The 22,611-nt window shown below is 59.9% G+C and carries 26 protein-coding genes; 14 read left to right on the top strand and 12 right to left on the bottom strand.

Annotated features, from left to right (window positions below; genetic code table 11):
* Positions 1–36 precede the first annotated feature (36 nt).
* A complete protein-coding gene (yjgA, locus tag C8K63_RS19545; protein ID WP_108218197.1) occupies positions 37–561 on the bottom strand; it encodes a ribosome biogenesis factor YjgA in 525 nt (174 codons plus the stop codon).
* 108 nt (positions 562–669) lie between these two features.
* Here yjgA and pmbA point away from each other — a divergent pair, with 108 nt between their 5' ends.
* The gene (gene pmbA, locus C8K63_RS19550; RefSeq protein ID WP_008018721.1) at positions 670–2,016 is read left to right on the top strand and encodes a metalloprotease PmbA; all 1,347 of its coding nucleotides are present in this window, start codon (positions 670–672) and stop codon (positions 2,014–2,016) included.
* Between the two features lie 61 nt (positions 2,017–2,077).
* Here the strand turns inward: pmbA and C8K63_RS19555 are convergent, their stop codons facing one another.
* The 10 genes from C8K63_RS19555 to C8K63_RS19600 all read right to left on the bottom strand — a co-directional run bounded on the left by C8K63_RS19555 (position 2,078) and on the right by C8K63_RS19600 (position 9,105).
* The gene (locus C8K63_RS19555) at positions 2,078–2,353 is read right to left on the bottom strand and encodes an HPr family phosphocarrier protein (protein WP_108218198.1); all 276 of its coding nucleotides are present in this window, start codon (positions 2,351–2,353) and stop codon (positions 2,078–2,080) included.
* Between the two features lie 15 nt (positions 2,354–2,368).
* The gene (rapZ, locus tag C8K63_RS19560; protein ID WP_108218199.1) at positions 2,369–3,226 is read right to left on the bottom strand and encodes an RNase adapter RapZ; all 858 of its coding nucleotides are present in this window, start codon (positions 3,224–3,226) and stop codon (positions 2,369–2,371) included.
* A gap of 2 nt (positions 3,227–3,228) precedes the next feature.
* Positions 3,229–3,693, bottom strand: a complete 465-nt coding sequence (gene ptsN / locus C8K63_RS19565) for a PTS IIA-like nitrogen regulatory protein PtsN (protein WP_108218200.1) — start codon at positions 3,691–3,693, stop codon at positions 3,229–3,231.
* Between the two features lie 12 nt (positions 3,694–3,705).
* The gene (gene hpf, locus C8K63_RS19570) at positions 3,706–4,014 is read right to left on the bottom strand and encodes a ribosome hibernation-promoting factor, HPF/YfiA family (RefSeq protein WP_108218201.1); all 309 of its coding nucleotides are present in this window, start codon (positions 4,012–4,014) and stop codon (positions 3,706–3,708) included.
* 74 nt (positions 4,015–4,088) lie between these two features.
* Positions 4,089–5,582 carry an RNA polymerase factor sigma-54 gene (locus C8K63_RS19575; protein WP_108218202.1) on the bottom strand — a complete coding sequence of 498 codons (1,494 nt, stop codon included), beginning with the start codon at positions 5,580–5,582 and terminating at the stop codon, positions 4,089–4,091.
* 184 nt (positions 5,583–5,766) lie between these two features.
* The gene (gene lptB / locus C8K63_RS19580; protein ID WP_008054366.1) at positions 5,767–6,492 is read right to left on the bottom strand and encodes an LPS export ABC transporter ATP-binding protein; all 726 of its coding nucleotides are present in this window, start codon (positions 6,490–6,492) and stop codon (positions 5,767–5,769) included.
* Positions 6,492–7,040: a lipopolysaccharide transport periplasmic protein LptA gene (lptA, locus tag C8K63_RS19585; protein WP_108218203.1), complete on the bottom strand. Its 549-nt coding sequence runs from the start codon at positions 7,038–7,040 to the stop codon at positions 6,492–6,494. Before lptA ends, lptB begins: the two co-directional genes overlap by 1 nt.
* Positions 7,027–7,599 carry an LPS export ABC transporter periplasmic protein LptC gene (gene lptC, locus C8K63_RS19590; RefSeq protein WP_108218204.1) on the bottom strand — a complete coding sequence of 191 codons (573 nt, stop codon included), beginning with the start codon at positions 7,597–7,599 and terminating at the stop codon, positions 7,027–7,029. The genes lptA and lptC overlap by 14 nt, the downstream gene beginning before the upstream one ends.
* 7 nt (positions 7,600–7,606) lie before the next feature.
* Positions 7,607–8,131 (bottom strand): HAD family hydrolase, encoded by a 525-nt coding sequence (locus tag C8K63_RS19595; RefSeq protein ID WP_108218205.1) that lies wholly within the window; start codon positions 8,129–8,131, stop codon positions 7,607–7,609.
* On the bottom strand, positions 8,131–9,105 hold the full coding sequence (locus C8K63_RS19600) for a KpsF/GutQ family sugar-phosphate isomerase (RefSeq protein WP_108218206.1): 975 nt from the start codon (positions 9,103–9,105) through the stop codon (positions 8,131–8,133). Before C8K63_RS19600 ends, C8K63_RS19595 begins: the two co-directional genes overlap by 1 nt.
* A 277-nt stretch (positions 9,106–9,382) precedes the next feature.
* Here C8K63_RS19600 and C8K63_RS19605 point away from each other — a divergent pair, with 277 nt between their 5' ends.
* The 10 genes from C8K63_RS19605 to hisC all read left to right on the top strand — a co-directional run bounded on the left by C8K63_RS19605 (position 9,383) and on the right by hisC (position 17,344).
* Positions 9,383–10,192, top strand: coding sequence for an ATP-binding cassette domain-containing protein (locus C8K63_RS19605; protein WP_108218207.1), 810 nt, complete (start codon positions 9,383–9,385; stop codon positions 10,190–10,192).
* A complete protein-coding gene (mlaE, locus tag C8K63_RS19610; RefSeq protein ID WP_108218208.1) occupies positions 10,192–10,989 on the top strand; it encodes a lipid asymmetry maintenance ABC transporter permease subunit MlaE in 798 nt (265 codons plus the stop codon). The genes C8K63_RS19605 and mlaE overlap by 1 nt, the downstream gene beginning before the upstream one ends.
* The gene (mlaD, locus tag C8K63_RS19615; RefSeq protein ID WP_056728368.1) at positions 10,989–11,456 is read left to right on the top strand and encodes an outer membrane lipid asymmetry maintenance protein MlaD; all 468 of its coding nucleotides are present in this window, start codon (positions 10,989–10,991) and stop codon (positions 11,454–11,456) included. The genes mlaE and mlaD overlap by 1 nt, the downstream gene beginning before the upstream one ends.
* Before the next feature lie 11 nt (positions 11,457–11,467).
* Positions 11,468–12,121, top strand: a complete 654-nt coding sequence (locus tag C8K63_RS19620) for a phospholipid-binding protein MlaC (protein ID WP_108218209.1) — start codon at positions 11,468–11,470, stop codon at positions 12,119–12,121.
* The gene (locus C8K63_RS19625; RefSeq protein ID WP_108218210.1) at positions 12,118–12,423 is read left to right on the top strand and encodes a lipid asymmetry maintenance protein MlaB; all 306 of its coding nucleotides are present in this window, start codon (positions 12,118–12,120) and stop codon (positions 12,421–12,423) included. Before C8K63_RS19620 ends, C8K63_RS19625 begins: the two co-directional genes overlap by 4 nt.
* A 114-nt stretch (positions 12,424–12,537) precedes the next feature.
* On the top strand, positions 12,538–12,777 hold the full coding sequence (locus C8K63_RS19630; RefSeq protein WP_108218211.1) for a BolA family protein: 240 nt from the start codon (positions 12,538–12,540) through the stop codon (positions 12,775–12,777).
* A gap of 22 nt (positions 12,778–12,799) precedes the next feature.
* Positions 12,800–14,065, top strand: coding sequence for a UDP-N-acetylglucosamine 1-carboxyvinyltransferase (murA, locus tag C8K63_RS19635; protein ID WP_108218212.1), 1,266 nt, complete (start codon positions 12,800–12,802; stop codon positions 14,063–14,065).
* 125 nt (positions 14,066–14,190) lie between these two features.
* Positions 14,191–14,826, top strand: a complete 636-nt coding sequence (gene hisG, locus C8K63_RS19640) for an ATP phosphoribosyltransferase (protein ID WP_007941260.1) — start codon at positions 14,191–14,193, stop codon at positions 14,824–14,826.
* Positions 14,827–14,951: 125 nt separating this feature from the next.
* Complete coding sequence (gene hisD / locus C8K63_RS19645) at positions 14,952–16,289, top strand: histidinol dehydrogenase (RefSeq protein ID WP_108218213.1); 1,338 nt, start codon at positions 14,952–14,954, stop codon at positions 16,287–16,289.
* Positions 16,290–16,291: 2 nt separating this feature from the next.
* Entirely contained in the window at positions 16,292–17,344 is a 1,053-nt protein-coding gene (hisC, locus tag C8K63_RS19650; protein WP_108218214.1) for a histidinol-phosphate transaminase, read from the top strand.
* A 133-nt stretch (positions 17,345–17,477) separates the two neighbouring features.
* Here hisC and algW read toward each other — a convergent pair whose 3' ends face one another.
* The gene (gene algW, locus C8K63_RS19655) at positions 17,478–18,638 is read right to left on the bottom strand and encodes a Do family serine endopeptidase AlgW (protein WP_108218215.1); all 1,161 of its coding nucleotides are present in this window, start codon (positions 18,636–18,638) and stop codon (positions 17,478–17,480) included.
* Positions 18,639–18,741: 103 nt separating this feature from the next.
* Between algW and C8K63_RS19660 the strand changes: the two genes are divergently transcribed.
* The 3 genes from C8K63_RS19660 (at position 18,742) to cysN (ending at position 22,586) form a co-directional block, all read left to right on the top strand.
* The gene (locus tag C8K63_RS19660) at positions 18,742–19,500 is read left to right on the top strand and encodes a Nif3-like dinuclear metal center hexameric protein (RefSeq protein ID WP_108218216.1); all 759 of its coding nucleotides are present in this window, start codon (positions 18,742–18,744) and stop codon (positions 19,498–19,500) included.
* A 260-nt stretch (positions 19,501–19,760) separates the two neighbouring features.
* Positions 19,761–20,678 carry a sulfate adenylyltransferase subunit CysD gene (gene cysD, locus C8K63_RS19670; protein ID WP_108218218.1) on the top strand — a complete coding sequence of 306 codons (918 nt, stop codon included), beginning with the start codon at positions 19,761–19,763 and terminating at the stop codon, positions 20,676–20,678.
* A gap of 9 nt (positions 20,679–20,687) precedes the next feature.
* Positions 20,688–22,586, top strand: coding sequence for a sulfate adenylyltransferase subunit CysN (gene cysN, locus C8K63_RS19675; RefSeq protein WP_108218219.1), 1,899 nt, complete (start codon positions 20,688–20,690; stop codon positions 22,584–22,586).
* Positions 22,587–22,611: the final 25 nt, after the last annotated feature.

Consider the following 22,611-nt stretch of genomic DNA (forward strand, 5'->3'; position numbering starts at 1 on the left):
CTGCCGAAGGCTGCTCCTACAGGGGATTGGCGTTACTCAGCGCAGACCGCGTTGAGTCTCGTCCAGCTCACGGATGTACTTGAAGATTTTACGGCTGGCAGCAGGAGGTTTGTTTTGCGCAACCTCATGCTGGGCCTGACGGATCAGGGAGCGCAATTGCTGGCGGTCCGCGTCCGGGTAGTCGACGACGAATTTTTCCAGAACGGCATCGTCGCCGGCAATCAGACGATCGCGCCAGCGTTCCAGGTTATGGAAGCGTTCGTTGTATTGACGGGTGGAGGCATCGAGTTGATCGAGCAAAACCAGAATGGCGGCAGTGTCCTGATCGCGCATCAGTTTGCCGATGAACTGAAGGTGCCGTTTACGCGCGATGTTCGCGGTGTGCTTGGGCGCATCGGCCAGAGCCCGACGCATTCCGTCGGTCAAGGGCAGTTTTGCCAGCAAGTCAGGCTTGAGTGTTGTAAGGCGCTCGCCAAGGTCAACCAGAGCATGCAGCTCGCGTTTGACCTGGGATTTGCTTTTTTCTCCCGTATCGAGGGAGTCGTCGTAAGAATCAACCATGGTGGCCGTCCGCAAAGAAACGCCGCCATGATAACCAGTCGGGGGCCGCTTGTCCGGCCCGGTCGCTCGATGACCGTTACCGAAAGCAGAATTTGAGTGGAGAACAGCATGAGTGCAGTTGAAAGCGTCGGCCCACAAGCGTTGCCGGCACTGCAGGAGCAAGTCGAGCAGATCATCGCTGAAGCCAGGCGCCAAGGGGCCAGCGCCTGTGAAGTGGCGGTGTCACTGGAGCAGGGCTTGTCGACCACGGTGCGCCAGCGTGAAGTCGAAACGGTAGAATTCAACCGCGATCAGGGTTTTGGCATCACCTTGTACGTCGGTCAGCGCAAAGGTTCGGCGAGCACGTCGGCCAGTGGTCCGGAAGCGATTCGCGAAACCGTCGCCGCTGCACTGGCCATCGCCAAGCACACTTCGGAAGACGAAGCCTCGGGCCTGGCAGATGCCGCACTGATGGCCCGTGATATTCAGGATTTTGACCTGTTCCACCAATGGGACATCACTCCGGAGCAGGCCATCGAGCAGGCTCTGGCCTGTGAGGCCGCGGCGTTTGCCGCCGACAGCCGAATCAAGAACGCTGACGGCACCACCCTCAGCACCCATCAGGGTTGCCGCGTTTATGGCAACAGCCACGGGTTTATCGGCGGTTACGCATCGACTCGTCACAGCTTGAGCTGCGTGATGATCGCCGAAGCGGACGGCCAGATGCAGCGCGATTACTGGTACGACGTGAACCGCCAGGGCAATCTGCTCGCCGACCCGGTCAGCATCGGCCAGCGTGCCGCACAACGGGCGGCGAGCCGTCTGGGCGCGCGGCCGGTGCCGACTTGCGAGGTGCCGGTGCTGTTTTCCGCCGAGTTGGCCGGGGGCCTGTTCGGCAGTTTCCTGTCGGCGATTTCCGGCGGTAGCCTGTATCGCAAGTCGTCGTTCCTTGAAGGCACACTGGGCCAGAAGCTGTTTCCGGAATGGCTGACCATCGACGAGCGTCCGCACTTGATGCGAGCCTTGGGCAGCGCGGCGTTCGATGGCGATGGCCTGGCAACCTACGCCAAACCGTTCGTCGAAAAAGGCGAGTTGGTGTCGTACATCCTCGGTACCTACTCCGGCCGCAAGCTCGGCATGCCAAGTACGGCCAACGCCGGCGGCGTGCACAACCTGTTCGTCACCCATGGTGATGAAGACCAGGCGGCCTTGCTGCGGCGCATGGGACGCGGACTGTTGGTCACCGAGTTGATGGGCCAGGGGCTGAACATGGTCACCGGCGATTATTCCCGGGGCGCGGCGGGTTACTGGGTCGAGAACGGCGAAATCCAGTTCGCGGTCCAGGAAGTGACCATCGCCGGCAACATGCGCGATATGTTCAAGCAGATCGTGGCCGTGGGTAACGATCTGGAACTGCGCAGCAACATTCGCACGGGTTCCGTGCTGATCGAGCGGATGACGGTGGCGGGTAGCTAAACTTCGTCGTTACACAAAAAAGGCGCGCCACCCATCCGGGTGGCGCGCCTTTTTTTGATGTTTATTCGCCTTCGTCGAAGTAGCGATTGATCAGGTCTACCAGCGCGTCCATCGCTTCCTGTTCCTGCTCGCCTTCAGTGCTCAGGTGGATTTTGGTGCCCTTACCGGCAGCGAGCATCATCATGGCCATGATGCTTTTGCCATCTACTGTGGATTCAGGTGTGCGTCCTACCCTGATCGTGCAGTCCTTGAACTGGCCGGCGACCCCGACGAATTTTGCAGAAGCACGGGCATGCAGGCCCAGCTTGTTGATGATTTCGATTTCCCGAGCAGGCATCGCGATGTGAATCCTTTAGCTGAGGTCGCGGTGGCGAACCTGGACGTTCTTCAGGGATTTTTGCAGCGCCTGCCCCAGACGCTCGGTCAGGTAGACGGAGCGGTGATGTCCGCCAGTGCAGCCAATGGCAATGGTGACGTAGGCGCGGTTGCTGGCGGCAAAACGAGGCAGCCACTTTAGCAGGTATGTGGAAATGTCCTGGAACATCTCTTCGACATCCGGCTGTGCCGCCAGGTAATCGGCAACCGGTTGATCGAGCCCGGACTGCTCGCGCAATTCCGGTTTCCAGTAAGGGTTGGGCAGGCAACGCACATCGAATACCAGGTCGGCGTCCACCGGCATGCCACGTTTGAACCCGAAGGATTCTACCAGGAACGCAGTGCCCGGCTCGGGCTGATTCAACAGACGCAGTTTGATGGCGTCGCGCAGCTGGTACAGGTTCAGGCTGGTGGTGTTGATCTTGAGATCGGCGAGGTCGGCAATCGGCCCGAGCAGGTCGCTCTCGACGCTGATGGCTTCGGCCAGCGAGCGGTTGGCGTTGGTCAGGGGGTGGCGTCGGCGGGTTTCCGAGAAGCGCTTGAGCAAGGTTTCTTCGTCGGCATCCAGGTACAGCACATCGCACTGGATGTGGCGGTTGCGGACTTCTTCGAGCAGCTCGGGGAAGCGTGACAGGTGGCTGGGCAGGTTGCGCGCGTCAATGGAAACGGCGACCAGCGGCTGTAGCAGCTCGGTATGAATCAAGGCTCGTTCGGCCAGTTCCGGCAGCAGACCGGCAGGCAGATTGTCGATGCAGTAGTAGCCGTTGTCCTCAAGAACGTCGAGGGCGGTACTTTTACCTGAGCCGGAGCGGCCACTGACGATGATCAAGCGCATGATTACTGACCGTTCTGCTCGTCCAGGACAACCTGATACAGGGTTTCGTTGCTTGCAGCATTACGCAGTTTATCGCGAACTTCCTTGCGGTCGAGCATGCTGGCGATCTGTCGCAGCAGCTCAAGGTGCGCATCGGTGGCAGCCTCCGGGACCAGCAATACGAACAACAGGTCAACCGGCGCGCCGTCGATGGCGTCGAAGTCGATAGGGGCGTCCAGGTGCATCAATGCGCTGATGGGTGAAACACAGCCCTTGAGACGGCAGTGTGGAATAGCGATCCCGTTGCCAAAACCGGTGGAGCCGAGTTTTTCACGGGCAATCAGCGCCTCGAAGACATCTTGCATCTCCAGGGCCGGCACTTCGCGGGCGATCAGATTGGCAATTTGTTCGAGGGCTTTCTTTTTACTGCCTCCCGGCACGTTCACCAGGGAACGGCCGGGGGTCAGGATACTTTCAAGTCGGATCATGGGTTGGGAGTGTTAACGACCGGTTGCGCCCTGGAGGAGGCTCTGGGTCTTTTCCTTATGCTTTTTGAGTTGTTTATCCAGCTTGTCGGTGAGTGCGTCGATCGCGGCGTACATATCGGTATGTTCCGCGTTGGCGACCACTTCATTTCCGGGAATATGCAGCGTGGCTTCGATTTTCTGCTTCAGTTTTTCGACGGTCATCGTGACCTGCACATTAGTGATCCTGTCGAAATGTCGCTCCAATCGTTCGAGTTTTTCGCCGATGTAGGTGCGAAGAGGTTCGGTCACTTCCAGTTGGTGTCCACTGATGTTGACTTGCATACAGCTTCTCCTTCGTTGCCAGTGCATAAAGCGGCAGATCAGATGATCTGCCACTGGAACGCTGTGGCGTGGCCCTACATCAACCGCTTGCGTTCGCTCGAAGGCGCGATCCCGAGGGATTCGCGGTACTTGGCGACGGTGCGGCGAGCCACCTGAATGCCTTGTGCCTCCAGTAAACCAGCGATCTTGCTGTCACTCAATGGCTTTTTCTGATTTTCCGCGGCAACCAGTTTTTTGATGATCGCGCGGATCGCCGTGGACGAGCATTCGCCGCCTTCGGAGGTGCTGACGTGACTGGAGAAAAAGTACTTCAGTTCATAAATGCCCCGGGGGGTGTGCATGAACTTCTGGGTGGTCACCCGTGAAATCGTCGACTCATGCATGCCGACCGCTTCGGCGATGTCATGCAGGACCAGCGGCTTCATGGCTTCGTCGCCATATTCGAGGAAACCACGCTGATGCTCGACGATCTGGGTGGCAACCTTCATAAGGGTTTCATTACGGCTCTGCAGGCTCTTGATGAACCAGCGGGCCTCCTGCAACTGATTGCGCATGAACGTGTTGTCGGCGCTGGTGTCGGCGCGGCGCACGAAACCGGCGTACTGGGCGTTGACCCGCAGCCGTGGCACCGACTCCTGATTGAGCTCCACCAGCCAGCGCTCGTTGTCCTTGCGCACGATAACGTCAGGAACGACATACTCGGCTTCGGCGGACTCGATCTGCGAACCCGGGCGCGGGTTGAGGCTCTGGACCAGCTCGATGACCTGGCGGAGTTCATCTTCCTTGAGCTTCATGCGGCGCATCAGCTGGCTATAGTCGCGGCTGCCAAGCAAGTCGATGTAATCGGTGACCAGACGCTTGGCCTCAGCCAGCCAAGGGGTCTTGGCGGGTAACTGGCGCAATTGCAGCAGCAGGCATTCGCCCAGGTTGCGGGCGCCGATGCCGGCGGGCTCGAATTGCTGGATGCGGTGCAGGACCGCTTCGATTTCGTCCAGTTCGATGTCCAGTTCCGGATCGAAGGCGTCGAGGATTTCCTCGAGGGTTTCGTCCAGGTAGCCCTGGTTGTTGATGCAGTCGATCAGGGTCACGGCGATCAGGCGATCGGTGTCGGACATCGGGGCCAGGTTCAGTTGCCACAGCAAGTGGCTTTGCAGGCTTTCGCCGGCCGAGGTGCGGGTGGTGAAGTCCCACTCGTCGTCGTCATTGCTGGGCAGGCTGCTGGCGCTGGTCTGGTAAACGTCTTCCCACGCGGTGTCGACGGGGAGTTCGTTGGGGATGCGCTCGTTCCAGTCACCCTCATCGAGGTTATCGACCGTCGGGGCGCTTTCCTGGTAGGAAGGTTCCTGGATGTCGGTGTTGGGCTTCTGTTCGGCGTTGTCGGCCAAGGGGTCGGTGTTATCGAAGTCGTCGCCTTCTTCCTGGCGTTCGAGCATCGGATTGGACTCCAGGGCCTCCTGGATTTCCTGTTGCAGGTCCAGGGTCGACAATTGGAGCAGGCGGATAGCCTGTTGCAGCTGCGGTGTCATCGTCAGCTGCTGGCCCATTCTCAAGACTAGCGATGGTTTCATGGCAGGGGCTTAACACCTTATTCGCCGGCGCACACGCGCCATCCACTACAGAGCGCCGGGGCGCCAAACTTAAGCAAATTATATGCCTGAAACTGAAGGGTTTGCCTAGAGCGCTGTAACAATAAAAAAGAGTTGATTTTTTATCGAGACAAGCGCTTGTCGACTGCTCTGGCGTCTCGGTGTCTTACAGGCGGAATTCGTGGCCCAGGTACACTTCCTTCACCAGGTCGTTGGCCAGGATGGTTTCAGCGTCGCCTTCGGCGATCAGTTGGCCGTCGTTGACGATGTAGGCGGTTTCGCAGATATCCAGGGTTTCACGAACGTTGTGGTCGGTGATCAGCACGCCAATGCCCTTGGCCTTGAGGTGGTGAATGATCTGCTTGATGTCCCCGACCGAAATCGGGTCCACGCCGGCGAAGGGTTCGTCGAGGAGGATGAATTTCGGGTTGGTGGCCAGGGCTCGGGCGATTTCCACGCGACGGCGCTCACCGCCGGACAGGCTCATGCCGAGGTTGTCGCGGATGTGGCTGATGTGGAATTCCTGCAGCAGGCTTTCCAGTTCCTTGCGACGACCGGCCTTGTCGAGTTCCTTGCGGGTCTCGAGGATGGCCATGATGTTGTCGGCCACCGACAGTTTGCGGAAGATCGATGCTTCTTGCGGCAGGTAGCCGATACCGGCCTTTGCGCGACCGTGCATCGGCTGGTGGCTGACGTCCAGGTCATCGATCAGGACGCGGCCCTGGTCGGCTTGCACCAGGCCGACGATCATGTAGAAGCAGGTGGTCTTGCCGGCGCCGTTCGGGCCAAGCAGGCCGACGATCTGACCGCTGTCGATAGACAGGCTGACGTCGCGCACGACCTGGCGGCTCTTGTAGCTCTTGGCCAGATGCTGAGCTTTCAGAGTTGCCATTACCGGGCCTTATTCTCGTCGGTTTTTTTCTTCGGCTGGATCACCATGTCGATACGCGGACGTGCCTCGGTGACCTTGCTGCCCGTGGCGCGACCGGCGCTGGCGAGCTTCTTGACCGTGTCGTAGACGATTTTTTCGCCCTGGGTGACGTTGTTGTCCTTGTCGACAACTTTGGCCTTGTCGATCAGTACGACCCGGTTTTGCGCGGCGTGATACTGGATCGTCACGCCCCAGCCCTGGACAGGCTTGGTATCGCCAGCGGTTTGCAGTTGCTCGAAGTACGCCAGGTTGCCCACCGAGGTCACTACGTCGATGTCGCCAGTCGGGGTGCGGGTGATGGTCACGGTGTTGCCGGTCACCTTCATCGAGCCCTGGGTGATGATCACGTCACCCTTATAGGTGGCTATACCTTGCTTGTCGTCCAGTTGGGCATCGTCGGCCTGAATGCGGATAGGCTGCTGTTGATCTTCCGGCAGAGCCCAGGCGCTCACGCTTCCCAGTGCTGCGCCCAGACTGAGCAAAATCGGGAGGGTTTTAACGAGCCTCATACTGTCCTCTTACGTTCGATAGCAGGTGTATCCTGCTTTCTTTCAAATACGCTTTCATTCCCTTGCCAGTCGATACACCGCCAGCGCCGTCGATTCTAACGTCTTGCTCGGTCTGCGCATATTGCTGCTGCGGGAACACGGTCATGCGGGTGCTGGTGATCAGGGTCTTGCGGTTTTTCTCGTCGAAGCGCGTGATGCGCACGTCATCGATCAGTTCGACCTGTGTGCCATCAGGGTTGACCTCGCCGTGCAAGCTCTGGACGTGCCACGGGAATTCAGTGCCGCGGAACACATTCAGGTCGGGGTTGGTCAGCAATGTCACCTCGGTGGCTTTCAGGTGCTCGACCTTGTCCGACACCAGATCATATTGCAGCTTGCCGTCCGGCAGGTACTGCACGCTGTGGGCGTTGATGGCGTAATAGTCGATCGCGCTTTCATCGACCGGCGTTACCGGCTTGTCGAGGAAGCGTTCCGGGCTGATGTTCCAGTAGCCTACCGCGGCGAATATCGCTGCGATGCAACTGAACATCAGGGTATTGCGAAACTTTTTGCTCAGCATAATGGGCTCACAGGTACGCAGCATTGGCCGCATCGAGGCGGCCCTGGGCACGCAGGATCAGTTCGCAGAACTCGCGAGCGGCGCCTTCACCACCACGGGCGAGGGTGATGCCGTGAGCGTGTTCACGCACGAAACTGGCGGCATTGGCCACCGCCATGCCCAGGCCGACGCGGCGAATCACCGGCAGGTCCGGCAGGTCGTCGCCAAGGTAAGCCACCTGTTCATAGCTCAGGTTGAGTTGGGCCAGCAGTTCGTCGAGTACCACCAGTTTGTCCTCGCGCCCCTGATACAGGTGCGGGATGCCGAGGTTCCTGGCTCGCCGTTCCACCACCGGGGTCTTGCGGCCGCTGATGATGGCGGTCTGCACGCCGGCGGCCATCAACATCTTGATGCCCTGACCGTCGAGTGTGTTGAACGTCTTGAATTCGCTGCCGTCTTCGAGGAAGTACAGGCGGCCATCGGTCAACACGCCATCGACATCGAACACCGCCAGTTTGATCTGTTTGCCGCGTTGCAACAGGTCCGCACTCATTACATTACTCCTGCACGCAGCAAGTCGTGCATGTTCAGGGCGCCGACCGGGCGGTCTTCGCTGTCGACCACGACCAATGCGTTGATCTTATGGTCTTCCATGATTTTCAGCGCTTCGGCGGCGAGCATCTCGGCGCGCGCGGTCTTGCCATGGGCCGTCATGACCTGGTCGATGATGGCGTTGTGGATATCGATACTGTGGTCCAGCGTGCGGCGCAAATCGCCGTCGGTGAAGATTCCGGCCAGTTTGCCGTCGGCTTCCAGAATGACGGTCATGCCCAGGCCCTTGCGGGTCATTTCCATCAGGGCATCCTTGAGCAGGGTGCCGCGCTGGACCTGCGGCAGTTCCTGGCCTGCGTGCATGACATTTTCCACTTTCAGCAGCAGGCGTCGGCCGAGGGCGCCGCCTGGATGGGAAAAGGCGAAGTCTTCGGCGGTAAAGCCACGGGCTTCCAGCAACGCGACTGCCAGGGCGTCGCCCATGACCAGGGCGGCGGTGGTCGACGAGGTCGGTGCCAGGTTCAGCGGGCAGGCTTCGTGCTCGACGTGAACATTCAGGTTGACCTCGGCGGCCTTGGCCAGCGCGGAGTCAGGATTGCCGGTCACGCTGATCAATTGAATGCCCAGGCGCTTGATCAGCGGCAGCAGGGTCACGATTTCATTGGTGGAGCCGGAGTTCGAGAGCGCCAGAATGATGTCGTCGCGGGTAATCATGCCCATGTCGCCGTGGCTGGCTTCAGCCGGGTGCACAAAAAATGCCGTGGTGCCGGTGCTGGCCAGGGTCGCGGCAATCTTGCTGCCGATGTGCCCCGACTTGCCCATGCCGACCACGACCACGCGGCCTTTGCTGGCCAGAATCATCTCGCAAGCGCGTACGAAATCAGCATCGATATGGGGCAGCAGGCCTTGCACGGCTTCTATCTCGAGGCGGATGGTGCGTTGTGCTGATCGAATCAGGTCGCTGGATTGGCTCATGTCAGAAATCGTATAGCCTGATGAAAAGTCGGCGATTATAACGGTAATGATCGAATCCCTCACGCAAGTTCGTTGCGCATTGTCATTACCTGTTACGGGAAACCTTCTAGAAGGGGGCTTTCAACCGGTCATACAGTTGAACAAGCCCCGGCTTTGGCCTTGGGCGCGCAGCCTTTGCAGTGATATAGTTCGCCGCCAGTTCGGCCTGCCCGGGAGGTTTGTGCTTTCGTCAGGAAGCCAGGCGTCCGAGAGAGAGGCTGCATCGCAAGGAGTTTAGATGAGTGCCGATAACGCCTACGCGGTCGAGCTGAAGGGACTGTCCTTCAAGCGCGGTGCGCGCAGCATTTTTAATAATGTCGATATCCGTATCCCGCGCGGCAAGGTCACCGGCATCATGGGGCCTTCCGGGTGTGGCAAGACCACGCTTTTGCGTCTGATGGGCGCCCAGTTGCGGCCTACCAGGGGCGAAGTCTGGGTCAACGGTCAGAATCTGCCAAAACTGTCGCGCAGCGACCTGTTCGATGCGCGCAAGCATATGGGCGTGCTGTTTCAGAGCGGCGCACTGTTCACTGACCTCGATGTATTCGAGAACGTCGCCTTTCCGTTGCGGGTCCATACGCAACTGCCGGATGAAATGATCCGCGACATCGTCCTGCTCAAGCTTCAGGCTGTGGGCCTGCGCGGTGCCATCGACCTGATGCCCGACGAGCTTTCCGGCGGCATGAAGCGCCGTGTCGCGCTGGCCCGGGCGATTGCGCTCGACCCGCAGATCCTCATGTACGACGAGCCCTTTGTCGGCCAGGACCCCATCGCAATGGGTGTTCTGGTGCGCCTGATTCGTTTGCTCAACGATGCGCTGGGCATCACCAGCATCGTGGTGTCCCATGACCTGGCCGAGACCGCGAGCATTGCCGATTACATTTATGTAGTGGGCGATGGCCAGGTGTTGGGGCAGGGGACGCCGGACGAGTTGATGAACTCGGATGAACCGCGCATTCGTCAGTTCATGACTGGCGAACCCGACGGCCCGGTCCCGTACCACTTTCCAGCGACGGATTACCGCGCAGATCTTCTGGGGAAGCGCTGATGCGCAGAATTTCATTGATAGAACGCGTTCGCCGCTTCGGCCAGGCCGGCATCGATGCGCTGGCGGTGTTCGGGCGTTCGAGCCTGTTCCTGTTCCATGCCTTGCTCGGCCGGGGCGGTATCGGTGGCGCCTTCGGGCTGCTGGTCAAGCAGCTGCATTCGGTGGGCGTGATGTCCCTGGTGATCATCGTGGTCTCCGGGGTGTTCATCGGCATGGTGCTGGCGCTGCAGGGCTTCAACATTCTTTCCAGCTATGGTTCGGAGCAGGCCGTCGGGCAGATGGTGGCGCTGACGCTGCTGCGTGAACTGGGGCCGGTGGTGACTGCCTTGCTGTTCGCCGGGCGCGCGGGTTCGGCGTTGACCGCCGAAATCGGCAATATGAAATCCACCGAGCAGCTGTCCAGCCTGGAAATGATTGGGGTTGACCCGCTCAAGTACATCATCGCGCCACGTTTGTGGGCCGGTTTCATTTCCCTGCCGGTGCTGGCGATGATTTTCAGCGTGGTGGGTATCTGGGGCGGCTCGTGGGTAGCTGTCGACTGGCTGGGAGTCTATGAAGGTTCCTACTGGTCGAACATGCAGAACAGCGTGACGTTCACCGAGGATGTGCTCAACGGGGTCATCAAAAGTATCGTCTTTGCCTTTGTCGTGACCTGGATCGCCGTATTCCAAGGCTATGACTGCGAACCCACTTCCGAGGGGATCAGTCGTGCCACTACCAAGACCGTTGTATATGCCTCGTTGGCAGTACTCGGCCTGGACTTTATTCTGACCGCCTTGATGTTTGGAGATTTCTGATGCAAAACCGCACCCTGGAAATCGGTGTCGGCCTTTTCTTGCTGGCTGGCATCCTGGCTTTGCTCTTGTTGGCGTTGCGGGTCAGTGGCCTGTCCCCGAGTCCGAGCACCGATACGTATAAACTTTACGCCTACTTCGACAATATCGCCGGTTTGACGGTCAGAGCTAAAGTGACCATGGCCGGTGTGACCATCGGCAAGGTCACGGCTATCGATCTGGATCGCGACAGCTTTACCGGTCGGGTGACCATGCAGCTGGAAAAACGCATCGATAATCTTCCGGCGGACTCTACTGCATCTATCCTGACCGCTGGCCTGTTGGGCGAAAAGTACATCGGTATCAGCGTGGGCGGGGAAGACACCCTGCTCAAGGATGGTGGAACCATCCATGACACGCAGTCATCGCTGGTGCTCGAAGACCTGATCGGTAAATTCCTGCTCAATACCGTTAGCAAAGAAGCTAAATGAGGAACTGTTAAATGATCTCTACCTTGCGACGTGGCCTGTTGGTAATACTCGCGGTGTTTCCGTTGGTGTCCCACGCCGTGGCGGCGCCTTCCGCGCACGAACTGGTACAGGACACCACTAATCGGATGCTGGCCGATCTGGCGGCCAACAAAGAAAAGTACAAGCAGGATCCGCAAGACTTTTATGCGGCACTGAACACCATCGTCGGGCCGGTCGTGGATGCCGAGGGTATTTCCAAGAGCATCATGACGGTCAAATACTCGAAGAAAGCATCCCCGGCGCAGATGAAGACCTTCGAAGAAAACTTCAAGAGGGGTCTGTTCCAGTTCTATGGCAACGCCTTGCTCGAGTACAACAACCAGGGCATCACCGTTGATCCGGCCAAAGACGAGTCGGGCGACCGTACCAGCGTTGGCATGACCGTCAAGGGCAGCAGCGGCGCGATCTATCCGGTGTCCTACACGCTGGAGAAGATCAACGGCGAGTGGAAACTGCGTAACGTCATCATCAACGGCATCAACATCGGCAAGCTGTTCCGCGATCAGTTCGCCGATGCGATGCAGCGCAATGGCAACGACCTGGACAAGACCATCAATGGTTGGGCCGGGGAAGTCGCCAAGGCCAAGGAAGCCACCGACAAGAAACCAGGGCAGTCAACCCAATGAGTGAGTCGGCAGTCCAGATGGACGAAGCGGGCGAGTTGCGACTCAGGGGCGTGCTGGATTACCGCACCGGTCCTGGCCTGCGTGAGCAGGGCAAGGCGCTGATCAAGGCCAGCACGGCCGCGGCGCTGGTGGTCGATTGCTCGGCGGTGACCAAGTCCAGCAGTGTCGGTTTGTCGTTGCTGCTGTGCTTTATCCGCGATGCGCAGGTGGCCGGCAAGGCCCTGAGCATCCGTGGGATGCCGGAAGACATGCGTGAAATCGCTCAGGTCAGCGAGATGACCGAGCTGTTGGCGCACCCCTGACACGCATCTATAAAGAAGCCCCCCGTCCGAGTCCTGCTTGGCGGGGTTCGCAGGCGCGGGGCTTTTTTGTATGATGTCCGACCCGCGCGCACAGGGCGCCGAATGAGGTTGAGCATGCAGGCCAACGAAGTTAAGAGCTTTCTTGAAGGAAAGCTGCCCGGAACGAAAGTAGAAGTCGAGGGCGAAGGCTGCAATTTCCAGCTGAACGTGATTAGCGATGAACTGGCGGCATTGAGCCCGGTCAAGCGTCAGCAGCAGGTCTATGCCCATTTGAACCCGTGGATCGTCGATGGCAGCATCCATGCGGTCACTATGAAATTTTTCAGCAGCACGGCCTGGGCCGAGCGCACCTGAGCCCAAGGGCGTCGAGATTCTTATGGATAAATTGATTATTACCGGTGGCGTTCGTCTTGATGGCGAAATCCGCATCTCCGGGGCAAAGAACTCTGCCCTGCCGATCCTGGCGGCCACCTTGCTGTGCGATGGCCCGGTGACCGTGGCCAACCTGCCGCACCTGCACGACATCACCACCATGATCGAGCTGTTCGGCCGCATGGGCATCGAGCCTGTGATCGACGAAAAACTCTCCGTCGAAATCGACCCGCGCACCATAAAGACCCTGGTCGCACCGTACGAACTGGTTAAAACCATGCGTGCGTCGATCCTGGTGCTGGGCCCGATGGTTGCCCGTTTCGGTGAAGCCGAAGTCGCCTTGCCTGGCGGTTGCGCCATCGGTTCGCGTCCGGTTGACCTGCACATCCGTGGCCTGGAAGCCATGGGCGCGGTCATTGACGTCGAAGGCGGCTACATCAAGGCCAAGGCTCCTGAAGGCGGCCTGCGCGGTGCGCACTTCTTCTTCGATACCGTCAGCGTGACCGGTACCGAAAACATCATGATGGCCGCAGCGCTGGCCAAAGGCCGCAGCGTCCTGGCTAACGCCGCGCGCGAGCCTGAAGTGGTCGATCTGGCGAACTTCCTGAACGCCATGGGCGCCAAGGTTTCCGGCGCCGGTACCGACACCATCACCATCGATGGCGTCGAGCGTCTGCACACCACCACTTATAAAGTGATGCCCGACCGTATCGAAACCGGCACCTACCTGGTGGCGGCGGCGGTGACCGGCGGCCGTGTGAAGGTCAAGGACACCGATCCGACCATCCTCGAAGCCGTTCTGGAAAAACTCCGGGAGTCCGGTGCCGAAATCAACACCGGCGAAGACTGGATCGAGCTGAACATGCATGGCAAGCGGCCGAAAGCCGTCAACGTGCGGACCGCTCCGTACCCGGCGTTCCCGACCGACATGCAGGCGCAGTTCATCTCCCTCAACGCCATTGCCGAAGGCACGGGCGCCGTGATCGAGACGATCTTCGAAAACCGCTTCATGCACGTCTATGAGCTGCACCGCATGGGCGCCAAGATCCAGGTCGAGGGCAACACCGCGATCGTCACCGGCACCGAAAAACTCAAGGGTGCGCCAGTGATGGCGACCGACCTGCGTGCTTCGGCCAGCCTGGTGATCTCGGCCCTGATCGCCGACGGCGACACCCTGATCGACCGCATCTACCACATAGACCGTGGCTACGAATGCATCGAAGAGAAACTGCAGATGCTGGGCGCCAAGATCCGTCGCGTTCCGGGCTAGTACCTGCTGCATGGGCATAAGGACGTGCCCGTTGATTTGTTGAAGTCGGGCCGTTTTCGGCTCGATGTGTGTCCGGCGCCATTTGCGACCGGGCATGAGTACCTTGATAAGGACTGACGTTTCCCATGTTGACCATCGCACTGTCCAAGGGCCGCATCCTTGACGACACCTTGCCGCTTCTGGCTGAAGCGGGCATCGTGCCGACCGAGAATCCGGACAAGAGTCGCAAGCTGATCATTCCCACGACCCAGGCAGATGTCCGCCTGCTGATCGTGCGTGCCACCGATGTGCCGACCTATGTCGAACATGGTGCTGCTGACCTCGGCGTCGCCGGCAAAGATGTGCTGATGGAATACGGCGGCCAGGGCCTGTACGAGCCGCTGGACCTGCAAATTGCCCAGTGCAAGCTGATGACTGCCGGCAAGGTCGGCGCGGTCGAGCCCAAGGGCCGTCTGCGCATCGCCACCAAGTTCGTCAACGTTGCCAAGCGCTACTACGCCGAACAGGGCCGTCAGGTCGACATCATCAAGCTCTATGGTTCGATGGAGCTGGCGCCGCTGATCGGTCTGGCGGACAAGATCATCGACGTGGTCGACACCGGTAACACGCTGCGGGCCAACGGCCTGGAGCCACAGGATTTCATTGCTGCCATCAGCTCCCGGCTGATCGTCAACAAAGCTTCGATGAAGATGCAGCACGCCCGTATCCAGGCGTTGATCGACACCCTGCGCAAGGCAGTGGAGTCTCGACACCGCGGCTGATTCACCTGCGCGACGTTAAGTCGCGCCCGTCTATCCGCCTCATAGCCAGAATTCTCAGGTGCCCAAGCGGATGGAGTGCTAGCTTCGGGCGCCTGAGTTTTTGCCATTCCTATGAGGCTCTCGCTATGACCGCACCGACTGCAATTCGCCGACTCAACGCTGCTGACCCGGATTTCGCGCATCATCTGGATCATCTGCTGAGCTGGGAAAGTGTGTCTGACGACTCGGTCAATCAGCGGGTGCTGGACATCATCAAGGCCGTGCGTGAGCGTGGCGATGCGGCACTGGTGGACTTCACCCGTCAGTTCGACGGCCTGGACGTGAAGTCCATGGCCGACCTGATCCTGCCGCGTGAGCGTCTGGAACTGGCGCTGACCCGCATCTCCGTGGCCCAGCGCGAAGCCCTGGAAGTCGCCGCGGCTCGTGTGCGCAGCTACCACGAAAAACAGAAGCAGGACTCCTGGAGCTACACCGAGGCCGACGGTACCGTGCTGGGCCAGAAAGTCACGCCGCTGGATCGCGCCGGTCTGTACGTGCCGGGCGGCAAGGCGTCGTACCCATCGTCGGTACTGATGAACGCGATTCCGGCCAAGGTCGCCGGCGTCACCGAAGTGGTCATGGTCGTGCCGACCCCGCGCGGTGAAATCAACGAGCTTGTGCTGGCTGCGGCCTGCATCGCCGGTGTCGACCGCGTGTTCACCATCGGTGGCGCCCAAGCCGTGGCGGCATTGGCTTACGGCACCGAAAGCGTGCCGAAGGTCGATAAAGTGGTCGGCCCGGGCAACATCTATGTCGCCACCGCCAAGCGCCACGTGTTTGGCCAGGTCGGAATCGACATGATCGCCGGCCCTTCGGAAATCCTTGTGGTGTGCGACGGCCAGACCGATCCGGACTGGATCGCCATGGACCTGTTCTCCCAGGCCGAGCACGACGAAGACGCCCAGGCCATTCTGGTCAGCCCCGACGCCGAGTTCCTCGACAAGGTCGCCGCCAGCATCGCCAGGCTGATGCCGACCATGGAGCGTGCCGCGATCATTGAAACCTCGATCAATGGCCGTGGTGCACTGATCAAGGTTCGCGACATGGAACAGGCCATCGAAGTGGCCAACCGCATCGCGCCGGAGCACCTCGAATTGTCCGTTGCCGATCCCCAAGCCTGGCTGCCGCAAATCCGCCACGCCGGTGCGATCTTCATGGGCCGTCACACCTGCGAGGCCCTGGGTGATTACTGCGCAGGCCCGAACCACGTGTTGCCGACCTCCGGCACCGCGCGTTTCTCCTCGCCGCTGGGTGTGTACGACTTCCAGAAACGTTCGTCGATCATCTTCTGCTCCGAGCAGGGTGCGTCCGAGTTGGGCAAAACCGCTTCGGTGCTGGCCCGTGGCGAGTCGCTGACTGCCCACGCCCGCAGTGCCGAATATCGCATCAGCGACGAAGACTTTCTACAAGGGCAGGGGAACTGAACATGAGTAAATTCTGGAGCCCGTTCGTCAAGAATCTGGTGCCTTACGTCCCGGGCGAGCAGCCGAAGCTGGCAAAACTGGTGAAGCTCAACACCAACGAAAACCCGTACGGCCCGTCGCCAAAAGCCCTTGCGGCGATGCAAACCGAACTCAATGACAACCTGCGTCTGTACCCGGACCCGAACAGCGATCTGCTCAAGCAAGCCGTCGCCAGGTACTACGGCGTGCAAGGCAATCAGGTGTTCCTCGGCAACGGTTCCGATGAAGTGCTGGCGCACATCTTCCACGGTTTGCTGCAGCACGATCAGCCGCTGCTGTTCCCGGACATCAGCTACAGCTTCTACCCGGTCTACTGCGGGTTGTACGGCATCAAGTTTGACGCGGTGCCGCTGGACGAGCAGTTCCGGATCAACCCGGCGGACTACGCCAGGCCGAACGGCGGGATTATCTTCCCCAACCCGAACGCGCCGACCGGCTGCCTGTTGGCGCTGGAGGCGGTGGAGCGGATTCTCAAGGCCAGCCCGGATTCGGTGGTCGTGGTGGACGAGGCTTACATCGATTTCGGCGGCGAGACCGCAATCACCCTGGTGGACCGTTATCCGAACCTGCTGGTGACCCAGACCCTGTCCAAGTCCCGTTCCCTGGCCGGTCTGCGGGTTGGCCTGGCGGTGGGGCATCCGGATCTGATCGAGGCGCTGGAGCGGATCAAGAACAGCTTCAACTCCTATCCGCTGGATCGCATGGCGAATGTCGGTGCTGCCGCGGCGTTCGAGGATCGCGAGTATTTCGACAAGACCTGCCGGTTGGTGATCGAGAATCGCGAGAAGGTCGTTGCACAGCTAGAGGAAAAGGGTTTTGAAGTGCTGCCATCGGCGGCGAACTTCATTTTCGCCCGTCACCCCCGGCATGACGCGGCGGGCCTGGCGGCCAAGCTGCGTGAGCAAGGCGTGATCGTCCGGCACTTCAAGCAGGAGCGGATTGCCCAGTTCCTGCGGATCTCCATCGGCACGCCAGAGCAGAATCAGGCGCTGATCGACGGCCTGGGCGACCTGTAAACCACCGCTGACCCTTGTAGGAGCGAGCTTGCTCGCGATGGACTCAAGAGCGCCGCGTTTAGTCAGTAAATGAGCGTTATCGTTAACGACCATCGCGAGCAAGCTCGCTCCTACAAGGGCTTGTCTCAGCGGCTTACTCTTCTTCTTTATCCTTGACCGGAGCCGGCGGCGGACGCAGGCCGACTTCCGCGGTCAGCTTGAGCTCCTTGCCGTTGCGCATCACCTCGATCGCGACCTTGTCGGTCGGTTTGATCCGTGCCACCTGATTCATCGAGCGACGGCCATCACCGGCCGGTTCGCCATCTATGGCAAGAATCACATCACCCAGTTGCAGGCCGGCCTTCTGTGCCGGACCGTCGCGGAAAATCCCCGCCACGACAATGCCCGGACGCCCGGACAAGCCGAACGATTCGGCCAATTCCTGGGTCAGCGGCTGCACTTCGATACCCAGCCAGCCACGAATCACCTGGCCGTGCTCGATAATCGACTTCATCACTTCCATCGCCAGCTTCACCGGGATCGCGAAACCAATGCCCTGGGAGCCGCCGGACTTGGAGAAGATCGCCGTGTTGATACCGGTCAGGTTGCCGACGGCATCCACCAGCGCACCGCCGGAGTTGCCGGGGTTGATCGCCGCATCGGTCTGGATGAAGTCTTCGTAGTTGTTCAGGCCCAGTTGGTTGCGACCGGTGGCGCTGATGATGCCCATGGTCACGGTCTGGCCGACGCCGAACGGGTTGCCGATGGCCAGCGCGACGTCACCGATGCGGATGTTGTCGGAACGCCCCACGGTGATCGACGGCAGGTTTTTCAGGTCGATTTTCAGCACCGCGAGGTCAGTCTCCGGATCGCTGCCGATCACCCGCGCCAGGGTTTCCCGGCCGTCCTTGAGCGCCACCACGATCTGGTCGGCGCCGCTGGTCACGTGGTTGTTGGTCAGGATGTAGCCTTCCGGGCTCATGATCACACCGGAACCGAGGCTCGATTCCATGCGTTTCTGCTTGGGCGAGTTATCACCGAAGAAGCGCCGGAACTGCGGATCTTCGAACAACGGATGGGTGGGTTTGTTGATGACTTTGGTGGTGTACAGGTTCACCACCGACGGCGCCGCGGTGGATACCGCTTCGGCATAAGACACCGGACCCTGCTGCATACTGGTGGTTTGCGGTGCTTGTTGCAGGTTGACGTCGAGGCTCGGAAGCCCGACCCACTGCGGGTAACGCTGGATTATCAAAAGAGCGACAAGCACGCCGGCCAACAGCGGCCAGCCGGAAAAACGCAGCGCCTTGAGCATTAAGCAGTTCCTGAGAGAGTTGCAGGCGGTATGAGACCGCTCATAATGACGCGCATTATACGAGGCCGCACGCGCCTCTGAACGGGATATTTAGGAGTCTTTCATGGCCGTCGCCCTGAGCACCCTGGTCGAAGAAGCCGACCGTTACCTCAACAGCGCCAAAATCGCCGATTACTGCCCCAATGGCCTGCAGGTCGAAGGCCGTCCGCAAGTGATGCGCATTGTCAGTGGCGTCACTGCCAGCCAGGCCTTGCTCGATGCGGCAGTGCAGGCCAATGCCGACCTGGTGCTGGTGCACCACGGCTACTTCTGGAAAGGCGAGAACCCATGCATCACCGGCATGAAGCAGCGCCGCTTGAAGACCCTGCTCAAGCACGATATCAGCCTGTTGTCCTATCATCTGCCGCTGGATCTGCACCCGGATGTTGGCAATAACGTGCAGCTCGCACGGCAGCTCGACATCACCGTCGAAGGTCCGCTGGACCCGGACAACCTGAAGATTGTCGGCCTGGTCGGCTCGCTGAATGAGCCGATGACGCCCCGGGATTTCGCTCGCCGCGTCCAGGAAGTGATGGGCCGTGAGCCGCTGTTGATTGAAGGCAGCGCGATGATCCGCCGTGTCGGCTGGTGCACCGGTGGTGGCCAGGGTTACATCGACCAGGCCATTCTGGCAGGCGTCGACCTGTACCTCAGCGGCGAGGCTTCCGAGCAAACCTTCCACAGCGCCCGGGAAAACGACGTCAGCTTCATCGCCGCCGGTCACCATGCCACCGAGCGCTACGGCGTCCAGGCGCTGGGGGATTACCTGGCGCGGCGCTTTGCGCTGGAACACATCTTCATCGATTGCCCGAATCCGATCTGACGAATCGCTATCCCTGTAGGAGCGAGCCTGCTCGCGATGAACCTGAGAGCACCGCGGGGTGTCAGGCTTCCAGCGTTATCGTTAGCGACCATCGCGAGCAGGCTCGCTCCTACAGAGGGCCGCATTCAACCCAAACGGGCAGGCATATTCATATGCTCTTTCGATCTAGTTGGTGTCCTGATTAGAAGAGGTCGCTGTGCTAGGATCCTCGCTCGAACACGGCCCGCTGGCCGTTCATAAGAAAGCTTTCGTGAGTAGCCATGGTCGACAAACTGACGCATCTGAAACAGCTGGAGGCGGAAAGCATCCACATCATCCGCGAGGTGGCCGCCGAGTTCGATAACCCGGTGATGCTGTACTCCGTCGGTAAAGATTCCGCCGTGATGCTGCACCTTGCGCGCAAGGCATTCTTCCCGGGCAAACTGCCGTTCCCGGTGATGCACGTCGACACCCAGTGGAAGTTCAAGGAAATGTACGCGTTCCGCGACCGCATGGTCGAAGAACTCGGCCTTGACCTGCTGGTGCACGTCAACCCTGATGGCGTCGCGCAAGGCATCAACCCGCTCACCCACGGCAGTGCCAAGCACACCGATATCATGAAAACCGAAGGCCTCAAGCAGGCCCTCGACAAGTACGGTTTCGATGCTGCTTTCGGTGGTGCCCGTCGTGACGAAGAGAAGTCCCGTGCCAAAGAGCGCGTGTATTCCTTCCGCGATACCAAGCACCGCTGGGACCCGAAAAACCAGCGTCCCGAGTTGTGGAACGTCTACAACGGCAAGGTCAACAAGGGCGAATCGATCCGCGTTTTCCCATTGTCGAACTGGACCGAACTGGACATCTGGCAGTACATCTACCTTGAAGGCATCCCGATCGTGCCGCTGTATTTCGCCGCCGAGCGCGACGTTATCGAGATGAATGGCACCTGGATCATGATCGACGATGAACGCCTGCTCAATCACCTGAGCGATGAAGACAAGGCTCGCATCGTCAAGAAGAAGGTCCGTTTCCGCACACTCGGCGACTACCCGTTGACCGGTGCGGTCGAGTCCGAGGCTACCAGCCTGACCGACATCATTCAGGAAATGCTCCTGACGCGAACTTCCGAGCGCCAGGGCCGGGTCATCGATCACGATGGCGCAGGCTCGATGGAAGAAAAGAAACGTCAGGGTTATTTCTAAGGGGTTGTCATGTCGCACGCATCTGATTTGATCAGCGAGGACATCCTCGCCTATCTGGGCCAGCACGAACGCAAGGAAATGCTGCGCTTTTTAACCTGTGGCAACGTCGATGACGGCAAGAGCACCCTGATCGGGCGCCTGCTGCACGACTCCAAAATGATCTACGAAGATCACCTGGAAGCCATTACCCGCGACTCGAAAAAAGTCGGCACCACCGGTGATGATATCGACCTGGCGTTGCTGGTCGACGGCTTGCAGGCCGAGCGGGAACAGGGCATCACCATCGATGTCGCTTACCGCTACTTCTCCACCGCCAAGCGCAAATTCATCATCGCCGACACCCCCGGCCATGAGCAGTACACCCGCAACATGGCCACCGGTGCGTCCACCTGTGACCTGGCGATCATTCTGGTCGACGCCCGTTATGGCGTGCAGACCCAGACCCGTCGCCACAGCTTTATTGCTTCGTTGCTGGGCATCAAGCACATCGTGGTCGCCATCAACAAGATGGACCTCAACGGCTTCGACGAAAAAGTCTTCGAGTCGATCAAGGCCGATTACCTGAAGTTCGCCGAAGGCATCGCCTTCAAGCCGACCACCATGGCCTTCGTGCCGATGTCGGCGCTCAAGGGCGACAACGTGGTGAACAAGTCCGAGCGTTCGCCGTGGTACACCGGCCAGTCGTTGATGGAAATTCTGGAAACCGTCGAGATCGCCAGCGACCGCAACTTCACCGATCTGCGTTTCCCGGTGCAGTACGTCAACCGTCCGAACCTGAACTTCCGTGGTTTCGCCGGCACCCTGGCCAGTGGCGTCGTGCACAAGGGCGACGAAGTCGTGGTGCTGCCGTCGGGCAAGAGCAGTCGCGTGAAATCCATCGTCACCTTCGAAGGTGAGCTGGAGCATGCAGGTCCTGGTCAAGCGGTGACGCTGACCATGGAAGACGAGATCGATATCTCCCGCGGCGACTTGCTGGTGCACGCCGACAACCTGCCGCAAGTGACTGACGGCTTCGACGCCATGCTGGTGTGGATGGCCGAAGAGCCGATGCTGCCGGGCAAGAAATACGACATCAAGCGTGCCACGACGTACGTGCCGGGTTCGATCACCAGCATTGTCAACCGCGTTGACGTGAACACCCTGGAAGAAGGCCCTGCCAGTGCCTTGCAGCTGAACGAGATCGGTCGGGTCAAGATCAGCCTCGATGCAGCCATCGCGCTGGATGGCTACGCGAGCAACCGCACCACCGGTTCGTTCATCGTCATCGATCGTTTGACCAATGGCACCGTCGCTGCCGGCATGATCGTCGCTCAACCAGTGGCGCACGGCAGTAGCACGCATCACGGCAAACTCGCGCACGTCGCCACCGAAGAACGCGCCCAGCGCTTCGGCCAGCAACCGGCCACCGTGTTGTTCAGCGGCTTGTCCGGCGCGGGCAAAAGCACGCTGGCCTACGCGGTTGAACGCAAGCTGTTCGACATGGGCCGTGCAGTGTTTGTGCTTGACGGTCAGAACCTGCGTCACGACCTGAACAAAGGTCTGCCACAGGATCGCGCCGGGCGTACCGAGAACTGGCGTCGTGCCGCACACGTTGCGCGCCAGTTCAACGAAGCCGGTCTGCTTACCCTGGCGGCGTTCGTTGCGCCAAGTGCCGAAGGTCGTGAACAAGCCCGGGAACTGATCGGCAAGGAGCGTCTGCTGACGGTCTACGTCCAGGCTTCGCCGACAGTCTGCGCCGAGCGTGATCCGCAAGGTTTGTACGCAGCGGCCGGGGATAACATCCCGGGCGAATCCTTCCCGTACGACGTGCCGCTGGATGCCGATCTGGTGATCGACACCCAGTCCGTTTCGCTGGAAGAAGGCGTGAAGCAAGTGCTGGGTCTGCTGCGCGAGCGTAGTGCGATCTAAGTCTTGGCTGGAAATGAAAAAACCG

It is taken from the genome of Pseudomonas sp. GV085 (genome assembly GCF_003050925.1).
Lineage (GTDB): Bacteria > Pseudomonadota > Gammaproteobacteria > Pseudomonadales > Pseudomonadaceae > Aquipseudomonas.

Excerpts from the sequence above, each read along its gene's own strand:
- hpf (WP_108218201.1), bottom strand. The coding sequence starts at position 4,014 with ATGCAAGTCAACATCAGTGGACACCAACTGGAAGTGACCGAACCTCTT.
- C8K63_RS19630 (WP_108218211.1), top strand. The coding sequence starts at position 12,538 with ATGCAGGCCAACGAAGTTAAGAGCTTTCTTGAAGGAAAGCTGCCCGGA.
- pmbA (WP_008018721.1), top strand. The coding sequence starts at position 670 with ATGAGTGCAGTTGAAAGCGTCGGCCCACAAGCGTTGCCGGCACTGCAG.
- C8K63_RS19660 (WP_108218216.1), top strand. The coding sequence starts at position 18,742 with ATGGCCGTCGCCCTGAGCACCCTGGTCGAAGAAGCCGACCGTTACCTC.
- C8K63_RS19555 (WP_108218198.1), bottom strand. The coding sequence starts at position 2,353 with ATGCCTGCTCGGGAAATCGAAATCATCAACAAGCTGGGCCTGCATGCC.
- yjgA (WP_108218197.1), bottom strand. The coding sequence starts at position 561 with ATGGTTGATTCTTACGACGACTCCCTCGATACGGGAGAAAAAAGCAAA.
- C8K63_RS19625 (WP_108218210.1), top strand. The coding sequence starts at position 12,118 with ATGAGTGAGTCGGCAGTCCAGATGGACGAAGCGGGCGAGTTGCGACTC.
- C8K63_RS19575 (WP_108218202.1), bottom strand. The coding sequence starts at position 5,582 with ATGAAACCATCGCTAGTCTTGAGAATGGGCCAGCAGCTGACGATGACA.
- rapZ (WP_108218199.1), bottom strand. The coding sequence starts at position 3,226 with ATGCGCTTGATCATCGTCAGTGGCCGCTCCGGCTCAGGTAAAAGTACC.
- algW (WP_108218215.1), bottom strand. The coding sequence starts at position 18,638 with ATGCTCAAGGCGCTGCGTTTTTCCGGCTGGCCGCTGTTGGCCGGCGTG.
- C8K63_RS19605 (WP_108218207.1), top strand. The coding sequence starts at position 9,383 with ATGAGTGCCGATAACGCCTACGCGGTCGAGCTGAAGGGACTGTCCTTC.
- ptsN (WP_108218200.1), bottom strand. The coding sequence starts at position 3,693 with ATGATCCGACTTGAAAGTATCCTGACCCCCGGCCGTTCCCTGGTGAAC.
- lptC (WP_108218204.1), bottom strand. The coding sequence starts at position 7,599 with ATGCTGAGCAAAAAGTTTCGCAATACCCTGATGTTCAGTTGCATCGCA.
- mlaE (WP_108218208.1), top strand. The coding sequence starts at position 10,192 with ATGCGCAGAATTTCATTGATAGAACGCGTTCGCCGCTTCGGCCAGGCC.
- C8K63_RS19620 (WP_108218209.1), top strand. The coding sequence starts at position 11,468 with ATGATCTCTACCTTGCGACGTGGCCTGTTGGTAATACTCGCGGTGTTT.
- C8K63_RS19600 (WP_108218206.1), bottom strand. The coding sequence starts at position 9,105 with ATGAGCCAATCCAGCGACCTGATTCGATCAGCACAACGCACCATCCGC.
- cysD (WP_108218218.1), top strand. The coding sequence starts at position 19,761 with ATGGTCGACAAACTGACGCATCTGAAACAGCTGGAGGCGGAAAGCATC.
- cysN (WP_108218219.1), top strand. The coding sequence starts at position 20,688 with ATGTCGCACGCATCTGATTTGATCAGCGAGGACATCCTCGCCTATCTG.
- mlaD (WP_056728368.1), top strand. The coding sequence starts at position 10,989 with ATGCAAAACCGCACCCTGGAAATCGGTGTCGGCCTTTTCTTGCTGGCT.
- C8K63_RS19595 (WP_108218205.1), bottom strand. The coding sequence starts at position 8,131 with ATGAGTGCGGACCTGTTGCAACGCGGCAAACAGATCAAACTGGCGGTG.
- lptB (WP_008054366.1), bottom strand. The coding sequence starts at position 6,492 with ATGGCAACTCTGAAAGCTCAGCATCTGGCCAAGAGCTACAAGAGCCGC.
- hisG (WP_007941260.1), top strand. The coding sequence starts at position 14,191 with ATGTTGACCATCGCACTGTCCAAGGGCCGCATCCTTGACGACACCTTG.
- murA (WP_108218212.1), top strand. The coding sequence starts at position 12,800 with ATGGATAAATTGATTATTACCGGTGGCGTTCGTCTTGATGGCGAAATC.
- hisC (WP_108218214.1), top strand. The coding sequence starts at position 16,292 with ATGAGTAAATTCTGGAGCCCGTTCGTCAAGAATCTGGTGCCTTACGTC.
- lptA (WP_108218203.1), bottom strand. The coding sequence starts at position 7,040 with ATGAGGCTCGTTAAAACCCTCCCGATTTTGCTCAGTCTGGGCGCAGCA.
- hisD (WP_108218213.1), top strand. The coding sequence starts at position 14,952 with ATGACCGCACCGACTGCAATTCGCCGACTCAACGCTGCTGACCCGGAT.